The sequence below is a fragment of the Pseudomonas sp. GM17 genome (genome assembly GCF_000282175.2).
Lineage (GTDB): Bacteria > Pseudomonadota > Gammaproteobacteria > Pseudomonadales > Pseudomonadaceae > Aquipseudomonas > Aquipseudomonas chlororaphis.
This window is the reverse complement of the sequence record NZ_CP124732.1, coordinates 6,618,143-6,621,524: the sequence shown is the minus strand read 5'-3', so window position 1 is coordinate 6,621,524 and position 3,382 is coordinate 6,618,143. Positions and strand designations below refer to the sequence as shown.

2 protein-coding genes and 2 pseudogenes are annotated in these 3,382 nt (G+C 53.4%); 2 read left to right on the top strand and 2 right to left on the bottom strand.

All coding sequences use genetic code 11. The annotated features are described in order from the left end of the window. Positions 1-231 precede the first annotated feature (231 nt). Positions 232-798, top strand: coding sequence for a TetR/AcrR family transcriptional regulator (locus PMI20_RS29705; RefSeq protein WP_007929177.1), 567 nt, complete (start codon positions 232-234; stop codon positions 796-798). Positions 799-984: 186 nt separating this feature from the next. Continuing rightward, positions 985-2,121: an NAD(P)/FAD-dependent oxidoreductase gene (locus PMI20_RS29700; protein ID WP_007929176.1), complete on the top strand. Its 1,137-nt coding sequence runs from the start codon at positions 985-987 to the stop codon at positions 2,119-2,121. Positions 2,122-2,176: 55 nt separating this feature from the next. Here the strand turns inward: PMI20_RS29700 and PMI20_RS29695 are convergent. Further along, positions 2,177-3,073 (bottom strand): annotated as a pseudogene (locus tag PMI20_RS29695) (SDR family NAD(P)-dependent oxidoreductase). A gap of 87 nt (positions 3,074-3,160) precedes the next feature. Continuing rightward, positions 3,161-3,319, bottom strand: a pseudogene (locus PMI20_RS29690) (IS3 family transposase); the annotation flags it as partial. Positions 3,320-3,382: the final 63 nt, after the last annotated feature.

The window sequence follows — 3,382 nt, the reverse complement described above, 5'->3', positions numbered from 1 at the left end:
AGTTGGTAAAGGTTTACCGTTAAATAGTGGATGAGAAGGGGGCAAGGATGCGCCCTTTTTTGTTGGTGTGTCCCGTCCTCCGTTTTTTCGGCGATTACCGGGGAGATATATCTCTGGGGTATCTTAGGAGAGGGTGTTGCGAACATGAAGTTGGAAGAGTTGTCCGGTTTGACCGGCTGTGGATAAAAACTGATGAGAAAATAAAGAATGAATTGAGAAGAAAAGGTTGATTTGTCCCAACAGCTGGACACAGCTTTCCGTATATTCGCTCGGCAGGATGTTGCCACTACGGTATTTCAGGACCTAGCCACAGAAGCGGATGTTTCCACGGGTACAATCTATAACTACTTCCGCACTCGGGAAGAACTCGCTGAAGCGGTGGGTATCTACCTGGCCAGCGAGCTTTCCGAAGCAATCACGCAACTGAGCGTTGGGGTCACCAGCGGGGCGCAACGTCTTGCCATCGGTGTGCGTATGTTTGTCCTCCGGGCACAGGCCGATTTGCAATGGGCCAATGCCCTCGCGCGCCTGATTCATTTCGATCGCGCCATGCATGTTCAGCTGACACAACACGTCCTGGAGGACTTGCGCGCCGGCGCTGAAGAAGGTGTCTTCCAGTACGAGGATGAAGACATAGCGTTGGACGTGGTCATCTCATGCGCCACCGGAGCTATTCGCGCCGTAATGGAAGGACGTGCGGTGGGGGAACATGACGTGAGAGTTACTGAGATGGTGCTGCGTGCCCTGGGCGCAACACCAGCAAAAGCGAAGAAGATCGCCGCCATGCCCCTCCCTTAGTCTGGGAACTGTACTTCTAGCACCAACCAGCGTGCGTGCTCGCGGCACTCCGATTTCAGTACAAAGACTTATACTTTCGTGTTCAATTCTGGTTATTGATGTAAAATTACGACGTCCGCGAAGCTTCTATGTGCTTCGGAGCAAAGAGAGCTTTTTTCCTGATACCAGAGCCAAAGGATGTCGTTGATGTCGCAAAAGTCATTGCAGCATGTAGTGATTTACGGCGGAGGGATGGCGGGCGCTATCCTCGCAAAGCAACTGGCTAGCTTTGCCCGGATCACCTTGGTGGACCCGAATGAGTACTTCGAGGTTCCTATGTCAGCTCCCAGAAGCCTCGTTCTGCCAGCATTTGCTGACCAGGCGATTATCCCTTTCAAAAAAGCTCTACCAGGCGTAACTCACATCCGAGGCAGTCTCATCGAACTGGATGCTGATAAGGGAACAATTCAGCTGAGCAGCGGCGGGCAGATGCACATCAAGGGAGCCGTTGATGTCCTCGCCACAGGGAGCACATTCAGCAACCCACTAATGCGCGCGAGCAACAGCACTGTTGAGGAGAGAAAGAGCTTCTACCAGCGTTACAGCCAGTGCATCGAGAAAGCAGGCCATGTCCTCATTGTGGGTGGTGGGCCAATCGGCGTTGAGATCGCTGGCGAAATCTCTGAGAACTATCCCGGTAAGAAGCTCACCATTGTGGAGCGCGGAGCACGCATCCTGAGCAGCACTTCAAAGGCCGCCAGCGAGGTAGCCACAAAAGAGCTTCGAGCTCGCGGGGTGGAGATCTTGACCAACGAGACGTTGCAGCGCAACGTGGTGATTGAAGCCGACGTCTTCTCCACTGCGGGAGTCGTTCACACTGCCTCGGGCAAGAAGATCCTGTACGACTTCATTATCTGGTGCACTGGCGGGAAACCTAACACGGATTACATGCGTCCCAAGCTGTGCCATACCTTGAATGAAAAGGGTCAAATCAAGGTAGATCCCTATCTAGCCGTGACGGGTATGAAAAATACCTTCGCCCTAGGTGACATCACCGATCTGGATGAAAATAAAATGGCTTGGCATGTCGCCAAGCAAGTGGAGCATGCCGCCCATAATATTCGGCAACTGCTATCCGGGTACGCTGATCACAAGAGCCTGAAAACCCATCGAGCTCAGACAGGAAATCCGATGATGGCTGTTACGCTAGGAAGCCGCAAAGGCGTTCTGCATTTACCGCTTGTGGGGGTAATCAAGTGCTCCCTGATTACTCGTGCGGCAAAGGCAGGGCACATGTTAGTGCCAAAGTACAGGAAGGAACTCGGCCTTCCCAAGCAAGGGTGAGAAACAATTCGGGACTCCAACCGGCCCTGCAATGGGCCGGTAAGTAGATCGATAATTACCCTTTCATCTTCAGCATAATGTAGCGCTTCAGCCAACGAGGCATGACGTTTAGCATCGCGCCCACGATAGTGTAGAAGCCAGGCGCATGGAATACAGTGCCATTCTCGGCAGCCTTCAGAGCCTTGTTCGCCACTTCATAGGCGGTCATCCATACGAAGGATGGGACATCCTGTACCTTACTCTGCATCCCAGCGCGCTCCTGGAATTCAGTCCTAGTGAAGCCCGGGTGCACTGTGGTAACGGTGATACCGGTTCCACGCAGCTCCTCGTGCAGCGACTCACCGAAACTGGTAACGAAGGCCTTGGTGCCAGCGTACGTGGCCATATTCGGTTCCGGCACCACAGCGGACAGCGAAGAAATGTTAAGGATCTTGCCTTGGCGGCGGGGCACCATCTGGACCAGAGCAGCGTGGGTCAACCGCATGAGCGCAACGATGTTGACGCTCACCTGCTGCTGTTCTTTCTCCAACGGGAGCTCGTGATACTTGCCCACAGTACCAATGCCTGCACTGTTCACCAGCAGATCGATGGGCGAGTTGAAGCTGCGTGCACGATTTTCGAGAGCCTGAAGTTGGGTCGGATCCGAGAGGTCAACAGCCAGCACTTCGACCTTCACGCCGTACTGCGCATTGTAGGTCTTCGCCTATTCTTCGAGGGCTTTTTTGTTCCGAGCCACCAGAATCAGGTTCGTACCTCGCGATGCGAGAATACGAGCGATTTCCTGACCGATGCCCGTCGATGCCCCGGTAACCAACGCGGTGCCCCAATTTGCTAGAGCTGCTTGTGCCGTTTGGATTCTCTGTCGGTACTTTTGTAGATTTGATGGCGACGTTGTCAGTCCCAGGTGATGGGCTGGGGAACACTGTTGAGATTGCACGCATAACCGCTGCATTCGGCCAAAAGCAAACCTTCAATATGCCTACGAGAATAGGGGCGATTCAATTTGGACTACCCCCGCTCCGGTAGACATTTCCCGACCTCATAATGAGGCACGTTCAAATGCCTCAGGACTGACACCGCCCAAGTAACTGTGGCGGCGGGTTCGGTTGTAAAACACTTAGATGTAATCGAACACATCAGCGCGATCATCCTGCCTGGTGCTGTAGATCTTCCGCTTGATCCGCTCTCGCTTCAGCGATTGCATTCGACCTGATCATTAGGTTGTACCGCTTGACTGGCAGAAAGTGGCCAGATTTTTGTT